This window comes from Rhodopirellula sp. SH410 (assembly GCF_055811895.1).
This window is the reverse complement of the sequence record NZ_CM147949.1, coordinates 6,812,683-6,828,615: the sequence shown is the minus strand read 5'-3', so window position 1 is coordinate 6,828,615 and position 15,933 is coordinate 6,812,683. Positions and strand designations below refer to the sequence as shown.

Genomic DNA, 15,933 nt, shown 5'->3' with positions numbered 1-15,933 from the left:
CAAAGACATGCCTAATGCGCAAGCGAGGGTGCACTCGATCGCGGGGCAGGCAAAAAAATTAGAAATCGCTGAGTTCCATCCACTTTTCTTCCGCTTCGCTCAGTTCGACCTCAACGGCTTTGATCTGGTCGTGCAGTCGGACCGCCTCATTCGGCTTGGTCTCCTTGAGCAACAGTTCACTGAGCTCTTTTTTCTCACCGTCAAGTTTGGCGATTTTGCGTTCGAGATTCTTCAGCTCCTTGCCCGTTTTTCGCTGATTCTTCTGTTGCTGGCGATCATCCTTGGCATCGCTCTTGGCCCCACCGCCTGCGGGCGCGCTCGACTTCCCGGCAACCGCATTGCGTTGTCGCTCGCCTTCGGAGACTTCTTTTTCGACCGCCTCGCAGTACGTGTCGTAGCTGCCGAAGTAGTTTCGCACACGGCCGTCACGGACTTCGATCACGTTGGTGGCCACGCGGGCCATGAAGTGGCGGTCGTGGCTCGTGAAGATAACCGTGCCCTTATACAGTCGCAGGGCTTCGGCGAGGGCTTCGACCGTTTCGACGTCGAGGTGGTTACCCGGTTCGTCGAGCACGAGCACATTGGCGGTCCCGAGCAGGAGGCTGGCCATGCACACGCGGGCTCGCTCGCCCCCGCTGAGCACCTTGATTTTCTTTTGAATCGCCTCGTCGCGAAACAATAACGCTCCGGCCATCGCGAGCACGTCTTGCCGAGTCGTGTCGGGGTCGGACGCGTATTCGAGGTGTTCGAGGATCGTTTGTCGCTCGTCGAGCGTCGTGTAGACGTGCTGGGCATAGGTGCCGATCTCGATCCCATGCCCCCATTTCATCGTGCCATCGAGCGGTTCGAGCGATCGCACGAGCGTCCGCAGCATCGTCGTTTTGCCTTGCCCGTTGTCACCGACAATCGCCGCTCGCTGGCCGTGCTCGATTTCCAGCGTGATATCGTCAGCGACACGGTGGCCGGGATAGCCGATCGCGAGATGGTCGCATCGGACGGCGGTGCCTTGCCGGGGTTGGACGCGTGGGGCCCGGATATTGACGGTCGGCTCGTCGACCTGCAGTTCGACGGTCTGCAGTTTCTCGAGTTGCTTCGCCTTGCTGCGCGCTTGGCTGGCCGTGGACGCATTGGCGCGGTTTTTATCGATAAACTGCTTGAGCTGTTTCTGTTTCGCGATGACGGTCGCGTTGACACGGCGATCGTGCTCGCGGCGCTCTTCCCGGAATTCCAGGAAATCATGGACTTTCCCAGGGAACATCGTCAATTGTCCCTTCGCCAATTCCAGCGTTTGGCTGCAGGTCGCTTTTAGGAACGCGCGGTCGTGGCTGACGATCAACGCCGCTTTGCCAAAATCACGCAGGAAGTGCTCGAGCAGAATCTGCGTCCGCAAGTCGAGAAAGTTCGTCGGTTCGTCAAGCATCAACAAATTGGGATCGTGCAGCAGCAACGCGGCCAGCTTCACCCGCGTCTGCCAGCCCCCCGAGAGCGCCTTAACAGGACCTTCGAGGTACTCGCCCTTGAGTTCGAACTGGCCCGCCACCTGGCCACACTGCCAATCAGGGGCCCCGCTGTCACGCATCAAGAAATCCAGTGCCGATTCGCCTTCTTCAAACGGATCATGCTGTCGTAGATAGCCGATCCGCAGACTTGGGTGATGAATCACCTCGCCTTTCTCGACTTCCTCCTCACCGAGCAAAATCCGCAGCAGGGTGGATTTGCCGGCACCATTGCGGCCGACGAAGCCAATTTTGACGTCATCAACCAGGCTGGCATTCGCTCCATCGAGCAAAATTTGATCACCGAAGCGTTTGAAAGCGTCGCGGAGCTGAATCAGAACGGCCATGAATCCAAGATTTATTGTGTGGGGAAGTTAAGAGGAACAATGCGGGCACCCCAACGTAGCGAGAAACACGAAAAAGTTCACCATGTCTTGCCTACCCTTATGGGCGTTGCTTGCGTAGAGTATCCATCCGCCCGTTCGAGATAAACTAAAGCGGCTGCAATTCGCTTTATGAACCGCGTTCCTGGCACTGCTAACCCACTCCTTTTGAAGCCAATTCTGCGACCAGCGCCTGCTCGGCTGGGTCGCCGCCCTCGCTCATGAATAGTTATTCGTTGGACTACATCGACGATCTGTACGTGCAGTACGTACGTGATCCGTCGAGCGTCTCTGAAACTTGGCGTCATTATTTCGAACAGTTCCTCGTGGGCGCAGGTGCTCCGGTGCAGGAAACAGCACCGCCCCAGGCTGCTGGAACGTCTCGGACCCGGGCTTCCGGTCCGATGGGGGAGACCACTGCCTCCCAAGGTCGCGGCGCAGCCATCGAGAGTGCTGCCGGTTCGAAAGCAATCGACGTCAATGGTGCGTTGCCACACGGTTCAACCGGCAACCAAAATGTCGACCAAGCCCTCTGGCTGGCCCGCATCCAAGACCGCGTCGACCAGCTCGTGCGGGAATATCGCGTCCGCGGGCACCTCGTCGCCAAACTCGACCCGCTCGGTTTGTACGAAAATCGCTGCCCTGAACTCTCGCCGCAAAGCTACGGATTGAGTGATCAGGACCTCGCGCGTCCCTTCGATAGCAGCATCCTCGAGAACGTCACCGGCAGCACGCTCGACGTGATCCTGAAAAAGCTGCAGCAAACCTACTGTCGCTCCATCGGCGCCCAGTTCATGCACATCGACAATCGCAATATCCGCGATTGGTTGCAGCGACGAATGGAAACGACCGAGAATCGACTCGAGCTGTCCTACGAACGGCAGCGGCGAATTTATGCTCGGCTAGCAGACGCGAGTATTTTTGAAGAATTCGTGCGCCGCAAATTCGTCGGTGCTAAAACCTTTTCGCTCGAAGGCGCCGAGAGTCTGATCCCGCTGCTCGATTTGGCGTTGGAGAAGGCGGGCCAGCACAAAGTGCAGGAAGTCGTGTTGGGCATGGCCCACCGCGGACGGCTCAATGTGATGGCGAACATCCTTAAAAAACGAGCGATGAATATTTTCTGGTCGTTTGACGATCCCAATCCCGAGCTCAGTCGCGGGGGTGGGGACGTGCGCTACCACCTCGGCTACAGCAGCGATTGGAAGACCGCTTCCGGCGATATGCTGCACATTTCGCTGTGTTTTAACCCCAGCCACCTGGAGTTCGTTAACACCGTCGCGCAAGGGCGTAGCCGTTGCAAGCAAGACAATCGAGGCGACGCGGCACGCAAAGAAGTGATGACGATCTTGGTCCACGGCGATGCCGCGTTCGCGGGGGAAGGCATCGTGCAGGAAACCCTCAACCTCAGCGAACTGCCGGGCTACCGCACCGGCGGGACGTTGCACGTGGTCATCAATAACCAAGTTGGTTTCACGACAGATCCTCAAGACGGACGCAGCACCACGTACGCGACCGACATCGCCCGTATGCTGCAAATTCCGATTTTTCACGTCAACGGGGAGGATCCCGAGGCGGTCGCTCAAGTCGTTGCCCTGGCGATGGATTTCCGCAAAGAGTTTCATCGCGATGTCGTGATCGATCTCTATGCCTACCGCCGTTGGGGACATAACGAAGGCGATGAACCGCGTTTCACCCAGCCACGCATGTACGCGGAGATCGATAGTCGACCAGGTGTCCGGCAACAGTACCTCAACAGATTGTTGAAACTCGGTAAGATCACCGAAGCCGAAGCCGAGGAGATCAGCCAAGAGCGAACCGAGAAACTCGAGCGTGAATTCGAAGCCAGTAAGAACGAGTCCTTCACCCCCGATACTCAGACTCTGGCCGCGAACTGGGCCGAGTTTTTTGGTGGTCCCGAACCCGACGATCCCGTCGATACCACAATCGACGTCGAGAAGCTGAGCGAGTTGCTCGATTCATTGACGCGGCTGCCCGACGGGTTTTCCTCGCACAAGAAACTGAAGCGACCATTTTCGCAGCGGCGTGAAATGGCCGCGGGCAACCTGCCTTTGGATTGGGCCGCCGCTGAAATTGCGGCGTTCGCCTCCCTGCTCGACCAGGGGCATCCTATCCGCATGACGGGCCAGGATTGTCAACGGGGAACGTTCAGCCATCGGCACGCCGTGCTGCACGACGTTCGTAACGGTGAACTCTACGTGCCGTTGGAACACGTCGGCAAAGATCAGGCCCGGCTGGAACTCTACAACAGCCCGCTCAGCGAAGCGGGGGTGCTCGGTTTCGAATACGGCTACTCGCTCGATTGCCCCAATGGGCTATGCATTTGGGAAGCTCAATTCGGTGACTTCTGGAACGTGGCTCAGGTCATCGTCGACCAGTTCATCGCCAGCGCCGAAGACAAATGGGATCGCTTGTCAGGATTGGTCATGCTGCTGCCGCACGGTTTCGAAGGCCAAGGCCCCGAGCACTGCAGCGCCCGCATCGAACGCTGGCTGGCGATGTCCGCCGAAGACAATATCCAGGTCTGCCAGCCGACCACGCCGGCGCAGTTTTTCCATCTGCTGCGACGGCAAGTGATCCGTAAGTGGCGCAAGCCGCTGATCGTGATGACCCCTAAGAGCTTGCTGCGGCACCCCGAGGTGACCAGTCCATTGGAGATCGTCGCAACGGGGAGCTTCCAAAAAGTCCTCCCCGATCGCAAGGTCCCACTGGAAGACGCCCGGCGTCTGCTGCTGTGTACGGGCAAGATCTACTACGACCTATTGCAGGCGCGCACCGATCGAGAAATCGAGAACGTGGCTATCATGCGGGTCGAGCAGCTCTACCCGCTCTCGGTATCGGAATTCCTTGATTCGCTCAACGGCCTGCCCCCGGGCACGGAGGTCAAGTGGATCCAGGACGAGCCGGAGAATATGGGCGCGTGGCCGTACATGAAATTTAAATTCGGTGATGACTTGGCGGCACGCTTCAAACTGTCCAAAGCCACACGTGCCGAATCGGCCAGTCCCAGTACCGGCAGCATGGCCGCTCACAAGCTCGAGCAAGCGGAACTGATCCAGGCCGCCTTTGAAGGGTTGGCGTAGAAGTGTTCTCAGCACTGTTCGCTGGAGAGGGCCGCTAGGACCCACCGTTTGGGCGTTAACGGCTGGTTGTTTTCACGAGCCGAGCTGCTGATGGTGGCCGCACGCTCTCGGCGGGCGGGGCGGCCGCGTGTTGCCTGATGCCTTGCGGCATTTGGCTCAGGGTTGCGGGCAGGAATCGGCTAATTTCCGGGGTCTATCTAAGAACTTGTTCGCGGGTGCTTAGCCATCCCTTCATAACGCCACAAAGCCGTTGGGCCGCATCCGGTGGTACTCCGTCGCAGATTGGAACCCGGCGCCAGCGGCGAGCAATTTCGCCTCCTGCATGAGGGGAGCTTGCAGTTGGATGGCGACTGGCAAGCCGTCGTCGTCGAGTCCCGCCGGCAATGAGATCGCTGGCACGCCGGCGAGGTTGGCGCCGACGGTGAAGAGGTCACACAGGTACATCGCGATGGGATCGTCGATGTTTTCGCCCAAACCGAAGGCGGGCGATGGCGTCACGGGCCCGAGGAGCAGGTCGACGCTTTCGAATGCTGTGTTGTAATCGCCGCTAATCAACCGCCGCACCTTCAGTGCTTGATTGTAGTACGCGTCATAGTAACCCTCGCTCAGTGCGTACGTGCCGACCATGATCCGCCGTTTAACCTCACTGCCGAAACCGCCCGCGCGGCTGGCCCGATACATTGCCTCGAGCGGTTGCGTTTTCACCAGCGATTCGTCAACACATTCGTCGGCACCGGTCGCCTCATGGCGATAGCCATAGTGGGCACCATCGAATCGAGATAGGTTGCTGCTCGCTTCGCAGGGTGCGATCACGTAGTAGGTTGGCACCCAATATGGACTGTGCTGCAGTGAGACTTCGACGATTTCGGCGCCCAAATCCGTGAAGACTTTTTCCGCATCCGCCACGGCCTTGCGGATTGCGGGCGCGACGCCTTCTTGATCGATCGAGTCTCGCAAGACGCCGATGCGGACACCTTTCATGTCGCGCCCGGCGATGGCGGCTTGGAAGTCCGGCACCTCCTGGTCGACCGAAGTGCTGTCGGCGGGGTCATAGCCGGCCATCGCCTGCAGGCCGATCGCGACGTCCTCCACGGACCAGCCCATCGGTCCGGCTTGATCGAGACTGCTGGCGAACGCCACCAGTCCGAGTCGACTGCAGCGACCATAGGTGGGTTTCAAGCCCGTGATCCCGCAAAAGGCGGCGGGTTGCCGAATCGAACCCCCCGTGTCGGTACCGATCGATAGGGGCACCGTTCCCGATGCGACCGCAGCGGCGGCGCCACCGCTGCTACCGCCCGGCGTCCGCAGTTCGTCCCACGGGTTCCGCGTCAGCCCCATCGCACTGGTTTCAGTCGACGCACCCATGGCAAACTCGTCCATGTTGGTTTTGCCGATCACGATCGCGCCGGCTTGTTTTAGCTTGGCGACAACGGTGGCGTCGTAGGGCGGCGTGAAATTTCGCAGCATGTTCGACGAGCACGTCGTCGGCATGTCCGACGTGCACAAGACATCCTTGATCGCGACGGGCAATCCGGCCAACGGTGGCAGCGGTCGGCCGGCTTTGCGATCCTGGTCAACGGCGTCGGCGGCGTTCAGTGCCGCGTCATAAGCCACGTGTGTGTAGGCGTTGATCGTGGGCTGGACCGCACCGATCGCCCGGAGTGTCTGTTCGGTGACTTCGCGAGCGGTGGCGTCACCGGATCGCAACAATTCAAGAATCGTCGACGTCGAATCCAACATATCTTTCAAAACCAAAGCGAAAAACAAAAAGGGCGGGCTGGAAGAGTATCGGTCAATCGTCCCGCGATTGGAATGCCCGAGCTGCGCCGAGTGCGGACCCGCTCCGGGGGGTATCGCCCACCCGGCTGATTCGGCGTTTCGGCTGACCCGTTCAACCGGCCGCGGGGCGACTAAGAAAGCGTGTGTACCGAGATCACGTTGTCGGCGCCTGCGACAACGTCGTTGCCGCTGACGACGACCATTGTGTCGCCGGGACGGATCACGCTTCGGCCGTCTTGCGTTTGTTCGCATGCCCACCGAGTGACTTGCTCGATCAGATGCGCCGTGTCAGCGATATTTTCACAGAAGATCGGCTCGATCCCCCAAAATAGGTTCATGCGGCGGACCGAGGCGAGGTGATCACTGACGGCCACGGTCGGGATGAGGGAACGTGTGTTGCTCTTGACCCATGCCGTGCCACCGCTGTGCGTGGCGATGGTGATCAGTTTACTGCCAATCGCCTCGGCGACCTCGATTCCCGCCCGGGTGATGGCGTGCGTGGTGCGGTGCATTTTATCCACGTCACCGGCTTCCGCGTGCGGGGGCATCACGATGGACTGCTCGGTTTTGTACATGATCCGGTCCATCGTCGCGACGCTTTCCCGCGGGAAGCTGCCGATCGCCGTCTCGCCACTGAGCATGCAGGCGTCCGCGCCATCGAGCACCGCATTGGCGACATCAGAGGCTTCGGCGCGTGTTGGTCGTGGACTGTGATGCATTGACTCCAGCATCTGCGTGGCCACGATGACAGGTTTCATCAACCGTTTGCAGGTCGCGATGATTCGCTTCTGAGCGACGGGTGTTTCCGCGACGTCGATCTCAACGCCCAGGTCCCCACGGGCGACCATGATGCCATCGGCTGCCTGGACGATGCGCTCGAGATTGTCGAGCGCCTCGGGCTTCTCGATCTTGGCGATCACGAGTGCCTGGCACTCGTAGCTGTTGAGCAGATCCTTGAGGCTGCGGACGTCCTCGGCCGTGCGAACGAACGAGAGGCTGATGAAATCGATGTCGTGGTGGGCCGCCCAGATCGCGTTTTCGATGTCAGACGGCAGCATCGCCGCGACGGACAATTTGACGCCCGGTAAATTGACTCCCTGGCGACTACGGATTTCGCCCGCTGCGACGACCACACACTCCGCTCGTGACTTCGTGACCGACTCGACCTGCAGTGCCACCATGCCGTCGGCCAGCATCACGCGATCGCCGGGCTCGAGCTCGTCGATTAATCGCGGGTAGGTGCTCGTCAATTCGCCCTCTCGTTCCGAGTCGCTGCCACGCACAAAAGTAAATCGAGCGCCCAGTGGGCACGCCAGCGGCTCGCTGGGCAGTTGTCCCAGACGAATTTTCGGTCCCGCCAAATCGAGCAGGACGCCCGCGGGAAACCCCGTTTGCTCCGAGGCCACCCGGATATTGGCGAGTTTTTCTGCGTGCTGCTCGATACTGCCGTGTGCACTGTTGATGCGGAACACGTCCACGCCCGCTTCGATCAACGCGGCGAGCTGCGCGACGCTGTCACAGGCGGGGCCGACGGTGGCAACAATTTTCGTACGGGCTTCGTTCAAGCGTGGGCGTGACATGGGACCAGTTTTCGATGAGAGTATCGGAATGGGGGGCACGCGGCCTGTTGATTTACGAACCCCACGCGCCAGCGAGGCAGTCTATCTGATCCCTCGCCAGCATCTCAGGTTAGTATTGGCAACTCGACAAGTCGTAGGCCGATAAAAACAATGTAATCGATGACCGCCGGTGGGCTGCTGATTGACGCACCCGGCCGATGCGAGGGATACGATGTCTTCCCTCGACCCCGCGTCGGGTGACCATTTTTACGTTATGCACATTCATACCCATTTTTTTCGATTCGCCACACGGGAAACGCTTGCTGCGTCCGCCCTGGCCCCCCCCACGCCATTGTCGACGCACAAGCTGCGACTTTGAAGCATGACGCGACTTTCGCGAGCGAGTGTTGCTAGCTGAAACCCAGCGGTTCGCCTTGCCAGATCGGATGGCTCGGCTAGTTTTTACCCACCGATTCTGCTGAAGAGCCAACTGCTTCGTCGCACCCCGCTCGAATGCCCCATTGCAACAGATGGCAAAAGGACGACACGCATGCAACCTGACACTTCACCGACCCTAAAATCCGCGATCGTCAGCGGTGGCTCGTCAGGTCTGGGGTTGGCGATCTCGCGAATGCTGCTTCAGCGAGGTTATGCCATTACCATTCTTGGCCGCGATGCCGGCCGGCTCGCGGCCGCCCAAGAGGAGCTCGCCGGCGATGCGATCGATCCGACGTCGCTGCATACATTGATGGCCGATGCAACGTCACCGGTGGACCTGGCACTCGCCGTCGAGGCGCACCTGAATCGATTTGCGCAGGTCGACGTGCTCGTCAACGTGGTCGGACGCAGCGATCGGGGTCGGATCGATGCACTCGACCCCGACGTGCTACGCGAACTCTTCGAAGCCAACGTGATCACGGCTCTGCTGTGCAGCCAAGCATGTCTGCCGAGTTTGCGTCAGGCGAAAGGGGTGATCGTCAACATCGGCTCGCTCGCCAGTCGTGTGGCGCCGCGGTTCCTGGGCGGCTACGTGACTGCCAAGCACGCCTTGGCGGGGATGACTCGCCAGCTACGGTTGGAATGCCAAGACGATGGCGTGCATGTTGGCTTGGTATGCCCCGGCCCCATCGCGAGTAATCGCCCGGCCAACCGATATGGAGTCGATGAGAATTCGAAGTTGCCCGCCGGGGCCGCCGCACCAGGTGGCGGTGCCCAATTGAAACTGCTCAGCCCCGATGCCGTCGCAGCAGCCGTGCTGCGATGTATCGAGAAACGCGAGATCGAGATCGTGATGCCAGGCAAAACCCGATTGCTGATGGGCATCGGTGCCATCTCACCTCGGCTGGCCGATTGGATCCTCAGCCGAAATTCCGCTCGCTAAGGAGCGAGCGGAAACAAGTGGCCGAACGCTCCGCGGTCGGAATGTTCGGCCGCTCCGCGGTCGGAATGGTCGACCGCGGAGCGTTCGACCACAATTTCAGACAGCAATTTTCCGCTCGTTCCTAACTCAACGTGGGAAAATCATCTCGGATGGGACAGGGGTCGCATCCGAGAATCCCTACCGACTGCCAAAACGTGATTGCTGGACAAAGACGGGGGCCACGATGTCGCGCAGCGAGGGTGCGGGCGTACCGTGGTAGTGCATCCGTCGAACCGTGTTTCCGTAGAAATGCAACGGCCGGTAAGGACGCTGCTCCATCGGCATGGACTTGATCTGATCGCGATATTCACCTCGCGCGACCACCACGGGCGACCATCCGGGTTCGTTGGCTGATGTTGAATCCGCGTTCACCAAGGTGACCAGCATTGCCGCCGCAGCGACGCAAATGACTAACTTCATTGTTCCTACTTGTAAGTCGGGGCTCGTGCGAGTCGTCGTGACACACGACTGCAACCACGATCGTGATTGCTTACTTAATCATTCTAGCTTACCAAATCGGATGAGTGAAGGATTTCAGTAGTGATATTCGATCTGCAACGATGGGCCGCCATACCACGGGCGAATGGGGCAATCGTGCCCCGCAACGGGCGATTGTGTGCGGCGTTTTACTGCCGTCCACCGATCCCCATCGGATCCGTGCGGCCCTGCAGAGGTAGGCCGATGTGGCTCAACGAAAGAGCATCCTCGCGGTCGGCTTTCGGTGCGGCCATGCGGGAGTCGACCGATCGCTGAGCGGCGTGCATCAAAGTGTTGACACTTAGGCTTTCACGACTTCGCTCGGGCGATCAGGCGAATCCAATTTGTATAGAATCGCCACGGGCAAAAACAAAAGTGCCATCGCCGCGAACAAAAAGCTACGCGGCCAATCCGCAGAGGAAATGATGCGGTCGAGCACCATGTACACGGCGCCCGAAATCACGATGGCAAAAAAGTTCGCTTGGTTCATCACTGCAATCATCCGCCCTTTGAGCTCATGCGGCGGGCGATCCTGCAGGAATACTTGGATGGGAATGGCGAAAAACGCTGCCGAAGCTCCGAGTAACATCAACACGGGCACACTGCCAGCGAAACCGAGCAAGTGTCCGTGGCCGGGCTTGTCATCGGCCCCGGGCAGCGTGATCGCCAACAGGGCGCAAAACACCACCGTGCCCCACATCCCGATTTGGATCACGAAGTTATCGGAAATCTTGCGTGTCAACGCACCTGCGATCATGCCGCCGGCAGCGATCCCCACGCTGATCAACGCCACCAGGAGACTCGTCCAGGTGTCGCTCAGCCCCAGCTGCACCTTGCTAAGTGAATTGACCGACTGAATCGTCAATCCAGCGATCAACCAAAAAATGCAGGAGGCGAACAATGCGAGCAGCAGCGGCTTGTCACGCCACAGCAACGAGCGAATGGTGTGGGGCAACCACAGATTCTCGCTCTTGAGTTGCAGCGTCGGATCGGCAGCGGGTATGCGAACGATCAGGAGGCTGGTCAGGGTGCCGACCACGGCAATGCCAACGCACACGAGCGATGCGACCCACAAACCGGCTGCCTCTTGCATCGGCGGCAGTGAGGGGGAAACGATCGCGTCTTTGAGTGGTCCGGCGACCGCGGTACCGATGATGATGGCGATAAAGGTCGTCATCAAGACGAGTCCATTGGCGCGGCCGAGTTGGTCACGCGGCAACATCTCCGGCAAGATCCCATATTTTCCTGGGCCGAAAAACGTACTCTGCAGCCCCATCAAAAACAGCACGATCCATAAGCCCATGAACCCAATCGTTGGCGTGGCCAGGAACGCTACCAGCCCCAGTCCCATGATGACGATTTCGGCAACTTTGCTGGACACGATGATGGTGCGCTTACTCAAGCGGTCGGCGAGATAGCCGGCCAAACCGCCGAAGAGCACAAACGGAATACCGAAGACGATCGTCGCAATCCCCTGCAGGTCCGAGCCCCCGCCCTCGGCAGCACCCGCCGACCCCTTTTCAGCGGCGACCGTCTGAGCGGCTACATCTTGGACCTGCTGCGAATCCAGCATGCCCGCATCGGAGGCACCGGCGACGATGGCGGTCGGGATCGCCAGCAGCAACAGTAACTGTTTGAACAGATTGTCGTTGAAGGCACCGAAAAACTGGGTCGCCAGGAATCCGAGGAACGCGGGATGCGAGAGCCGGTTAATTTTGCCCACCGCCGGCTGGTCAGGGGCGTCGTCTCGAGGTTCCCCATCGACCGGTGGTTCAAAGGGATTTTCAGCAGTTGAGGACATGGGCCGATTTCAGGGGTTCTGAGAGCATTTCATTCGCCAAGCAGCTGGGGGGAGGTCTTGCCGGATGACCCGTTGAGCGGCGTGCCCATGATCCGCCGGTAGCCGGATCGCGGCGCGTCTTTGACGGATCAAGCGTGGCGTGTTTGCTCATGCGGTCGAGCGGCAAGACTTCCGCGTTGCTGCAGTGAAAAGAGCCTTACCATACCGAGAGGCTTCGCGGCGACGTGTGATTTCTGAGGTCATCTTAGCGGATCGTGGGTAACGTGTGAAAAAACGCCCGTGAAACTGGAAAGTCGCGGTTTCCTCCATGAAAAAGAGTGGACCACCCGGGGCGGACACGCCTATTATGAAGGTGTCCCCCAAGAAGGGATTCAATCGGTCGAAACCCAATGGAGTCTCGCACTCGTCCCCGGTACCTATCGGTACTCATTCGCACTTACGATTATGCCTGATATTTTCGCAGCACCGACCGTACAGGCTGGTCTCGCCATAACGGTTCTGCTCGTCATGATAGTTGGCGCGATTTGGTTGCTGGGAAGATTGCGCGACTACAACACTCAAGACCGTCCAGCACCCCAGGAAGGGTTCGTAAACCTGGAAGAAATGCTTCGCAAAGGTGACATCAGCGAAGCAGAATTCCGAAATATAAAAGCATCGGCCCACTCACATGTCGTGTTGTCGACCTCCGCCCAGTCCCAACCAGTCCGCTCGCCCGAGCCGCCATCCGATTCCTCGGATGAGTGATCTCAAGCCAGCCGACTTTACCCGGGACATGAAGCAGAGCAAGACAACCGGTCAACGTGTGAGTGACCCGCCGATACCCAATCCAGTCAGTGGTTCGCCCTCCCAATTATGATTCAAGTGCAAAACTCATTCGCGTCTCACGCAAGTGGACACGCATCAGTAGCGACCTTGGTCGGGCATACCAATCACTGACACCAATCACTTTTACCAAAACCACGAATGGCTCGAGCTTCGAGGACACGGATGTTCCTTCAAGCACGCGTTGCGATCACGAATTCAATCCCATGCGGGTTGTTGATGGGATCGTAGCACTTTGAAAAGCATTCGAGTCGTGGCCTGAACCGTTCGATGTGTCGAGTTCTCATAGCGAGGATTCAGACGAATCGTAGGCAAACGCGAACAAGATTTCGTTCTCGGATCTCCCATCCGGGTCGTGAATCAAAGTTCATGAGAGTCGTTTGCCCGCACACGTCTGGATTTTGCGACGGAGCTCTTATAAAAGGAGTCGTGTATGCCCACCAAGGAATCTTCGAACTCACGCCGCAGTAGCGCGTCGACTAAGAAGAATGCGTTTTGCAGTTTCTGTCGCAAGAGTTACCGTGACGTCGGACCGCTCGTTGAAGGGCCGGGCGACGTTTATATCTGTGCCGAGTGTATTGAGCTTTGCCAGTCAATCCTCGATCAAGAACAGCGTCGACGCGGCCCGTCGAAATCACTGTTCAGTGAAATCCCTGCCCCACGTTCGATCGTCGAGCACCTCGACAATTACGTGATCGGTCAAACCGCCGCCAAACGCGTCCTCGCCGTCGCGGTTCATAATCACTACAAACGTCTCAGCAGCGGCTGGGAAAGTGAAGGCGACGTCGAGATCGAGAAGAGCAATATCCTGCTCGCGGGGCCTACCGGCAGCGGCAAAACGCTGCTCGCTCGTTCGCTGGCGAGAATGCTCAACGTCCCCTTTGCCATCGGTGATGCGACCACGCTGACCGAGGCCGGGTATGTGGGCGAAGACGTCGAAAACCTGCTTTTGAAACTCTTGCACGCCGCCGATTTCGATGTCGAAGCGGCCCAACGCGGGATTCTCTACATCGACGAAGTCGACAAGATTGGACGTACCAACGGTAACGTCTCGATCACCCGCGACGTCTCCGGTGAAGGTGTCCAGCAAAGCTTGCTCAAGATGCTCGAAGGCACCGTTGCCAACGTGCCGCCGCAGGGTGGACGCAAACATCCCGAACAACAGTACATCCAGATGGACACGAGTAACATCCTGTTTATCTGCGGCGGTACCTTTGTCGGGATCGAAGACATCATCCGTCGTCGCCTCGGCCACCGGACACTCGGCTTCGGCGACGCTGGCTCCCTCCGCAACGAGCAGAGCGTCTCGGACTTGCTCGCTCAGGTCCAAACCGAAGATATTTTGAAATTCGGTTTGATTCCCGAGCTGGTCGGCCGGATGCCCGTGGTTTCCTACCTGCAGCCACTCGATGTCGAAGGTTTGATTCAGGTCATGACCGAACCGAAGAACTCACTCGTCAAACAGTACCAAGCTCTGTTTGCGATGGAGAACTGCGAGCTGAACTTCACTGCGGGTGCCCTGCGAGCGATCGCCGAAAAAGCGATCGACAAGGGCGTCGGTGCTCGGGGCCTTCGCGGGATCACCGAAGAAGTGATGCTCGACATCATGTACGACCTGCCCGACCAAGAAGATGGGCGTGTCTACACGATTGACGAGACCGTCATCATGGGCACACGAAAACTCTTCACGATGCCCGCGACCAAGAGTGCATAGGCGAGAAATCGCGAACGCTTTCGAAACGAAAGGTCATTCGCCCAGAGGTCGGCACACCGAGTCAGTGTGTCGGCCTGCTGGGCTCGTTTCGTTTTACAGGACGACTCAGTGCTGACGAAAAAATGAGTTGCTGAACCCTCCCGATGAAGCGGAGCGGGTTGCAAACGATCGCGCGGCGAGCTTTTCCAGGAGGGCCGTCTACGTTTCGAGCGATCCTCGTACGCTCGGATGCCCCCTGTAGGGACGACGCCCTGGTCGTTAATCTTGTGGCATGCCGACGCATTGCCTGATCAGTTTCGGATCCAACTTGGGCGATCGAGACGCCGTGGTCGCTCACGCGGCTCAGTTGGTCGATCGTTCGGGCATCGTTGCGCCCTCGCGGGACTGCGACACCCTTTCTTCGGGCAGTTTGATCTCGCCGACAGACGGTTCTATCCTGCCGCCGAGCGGGGGCCTGCGTGCCAGCCGCTTGTTTGAAACTCCGCCCATCGGTGGCCCCGGTGGGCAGTCACCCTTTCTCAACGCCGTCGCGGCCTTTGCGACGGACGCCTCTGCGGCCGAAGTGCTCGATGTACTGCAGCACGCGGAACAGGAGCTCGGTCGCAAGCGAGAGAATCGTTGGGGGGCCCGTTCGATCGATCTCGATGTGGTCCTGCACGGCCAGCTGTGTGGCGATGCGCCTGCGGGCCGCCGCGGGCTCATCGGTGGCCGCGGTCCCGTCGGCAGCCCCCATTCACTGGTCGTGCCGCACCCGCGTTATACGGCGAGAAAATTCGTGGTCGTTCCAGCCTGCGACGTCGCCGCGGACTACCGCGACCCGCGCTTCGGCTGGACACTCGCCGATCTCGCCACTCACCTCGCCGCCGGCACCCCTTCGATGGCGCTGACAGGTGGCGACGAGGCGCTGCGGCAAACCATCTGCGAGCGACTGGCGGCCGAACATGACATCCAGATCATCGACGCCGATGCACGGTCCGCCGAACCGGTGTCGTGCCAGTCCCCGTGGGACCGCACGCGCGCCTGGGTGTCCCCCAGCGTCCCCCGCGTGCTGCGTGAACAGCTTCCTGAACCAGAACACACCACCTTCCCCGAATCCAGTAACCTGCCGCGATTAATCGCCAGAATCGAACGCACGACGGAAGCCACACGTTGGCCGGCACCACATCAAATCTGGCCGTCAGGATGGCGCTGGCCTGAGTACCGACTCGAGGTCGACGATCTCGATTGGGCGGTCGGTGAACTGGCCTCCGCGCTGGATTCGATGTGCTGCGACGTGCGCCCGATCACCGCCGACGGCAACTGGTGGCATGGATAGCAGTGCCGGGGTTTTGTCGGAGTCTCGGCGAGATCCGGCTGCCCACAGCGAGTGTTTTTTAGCTGG

Annotated in this window: 10 protein-coding genes; 5 read left to right on the top strand and 5 right to left on the bottom strand. The window is 59.3% G+C overall.

Annotated features, from left to right (window positions below; translation table 11 throughout):
- Positions 1 to 58: 58 nt before the first annotated feature.
- Positions 59 to 1,843 (bottom strand): ABC-F family ATP-binding cassette domain-containing protein, encoded by a 1,785-nt coding sequence (locus SH410x_RS24895; RefSeq protein WP_473671772.1) that lies wholly within the window; start codon positions 1,841 to 1,843, stop codon positions 59 to 61.
- A 257-nt stretch (positions 1,844 to 2,100) separates the two neighbouring features.
- Between SH410x_RS24895 and SH410x_RS24890 the strand changes: the two genes are divergently transcribed.
- Entirely contained in the window at positions 2,101 to 4,980 is a 2,880-nt protein-coding gene (locus SH410x_RS24890) for a 2-oxoglutarate dehydrogenase E1 component (RefSeq protein WP_473671770.1), read from the top strand.
- 231 nt (positions 4,981 to 5,211) lie between these two features.
- On the opposite strand, the gene gatA is transcribed toward SH410x_RS24890, so the two are convergent.
- Both gatA and pyk read right to left on the bottom strand, forming a co-directional pair.
- Positions 5,212 to 6,720, bottom strand: a complete 1,509-nt coding sequence (gene gatA, locus SH410x_RS24885) for an Asp-tRNA(Asn)/Glu-tRNA(Gln) amidotransferase subunit GatA (RefSeq protein WP_473677393.1) — start codon at positions 6,718 to 6,720, stop codon at positions 5,212 to 5,214.
- Positions 6,721 to 6,890: 170 nt separating this feature from the next.
- A complete protein-coding gene (gene pyk / locus SH410x_RS24880) occupies positions 6,891 to 8,339 on the bottom strand; it encodes a pyruvate kinase (protein WP_473671768.1) in 1,449 nt (482 codons plus the stop codon).
- A 529-nt stretch (positions 8,340 to 8,868) separates the two neighbouring features.
- Here pyk and SH410x_RS24875 point away from each other — a divergent pair.
- Complete coding sequence (locus tag SH410x_RS24875) at positions 8,869 to 9,699, top strand: SDR family NAD(P)-dependent oxidoreductase (RefSeq protein WP_473671766.1); 831 nt, start codon at positions 8,869 to 8,871, stop codon at positions 9,697 to 9,699.
- A 177-nt stretch (positions 9,700 to 9,876) separates the two neighbouring features.
- On the opposite strand, the gene SH410x_RS24870 is transcribed toward SH410x_RS24875, so the two are convergent.
- The gene (locus SH410x_RS24870) at positions 9,877 to 10,158 is read right to left on the bottom strand and encodes a hypothetical protein (protein WP_473671764.1); all 282 of its coding nucleotides are present in this window, start codon (positions 10,156 to 10,158) and stop codon (positions 9,877 to 9,879) included.
- 358 nt (positions 10,159 to 10,516) lie between these two features.
- A complete protein-coding gene (locus SH410x_RS24865; protein ID WP_473671762.1) occupies positions 10,517 to 12,016 on the bottom strand; it encodes an MFS transporter in 1,500 nt (499 codons plus the stop codon).
- A gap of 279 nt (positions 12,017 to 12,295) precedes the next feature.
- Between SH410x_RS24865 and SH410x_RS24860 the strand changes: the two genes are divergently transcribed.
- The 3 genes from SH410x_RS24860 (at position 12,296) to folK (ending at position 15,867) form a co-directional block, all read left to right on the top strand.
- Complete coding sequence (locus tag SH410x_RS24860) at positions 12,296 to 12,760, top strand: SHOCT domain-containing protein (protein WP_473671760.1); 465 nt, start codon at positions 12,296 to 12,298, stop codon at positions 12,758 to 12,760.
- A gap of 511 nt (positions 12,761 to 13,271) precedes the next feature.
- Positions 13,272 to 14,552, top strand: coding sequence for an ATP-dependent Clp protease ATP-binding subunit ClpX (gene clpX, locus SH410x_RS24855; RefSeq protein ID WP_473671758.1), 1,281 nt, complete (start codon positions 13,272 to 13,274; stop codon positions 14,550 to 14,552).
- 271 nt (positions 14,553 to 14,823) lie between these two features.
- Positions 14,824 to 15,867, top strand: coding sequence for a 2-amino-4-hydroxy-6-hydroxymethyldihydropteridine diphosphokinase (gene folK, locus SH410x_RS24850; protein WP_473671756.1), 1,044 nt, complete (start codon positions 14,824 to 14,826; stop codon positions 15,865 to 15,867).
- The last annotated feature ends 66 nt before the right edge of the window (positions 15,868 to 15,933 follow it).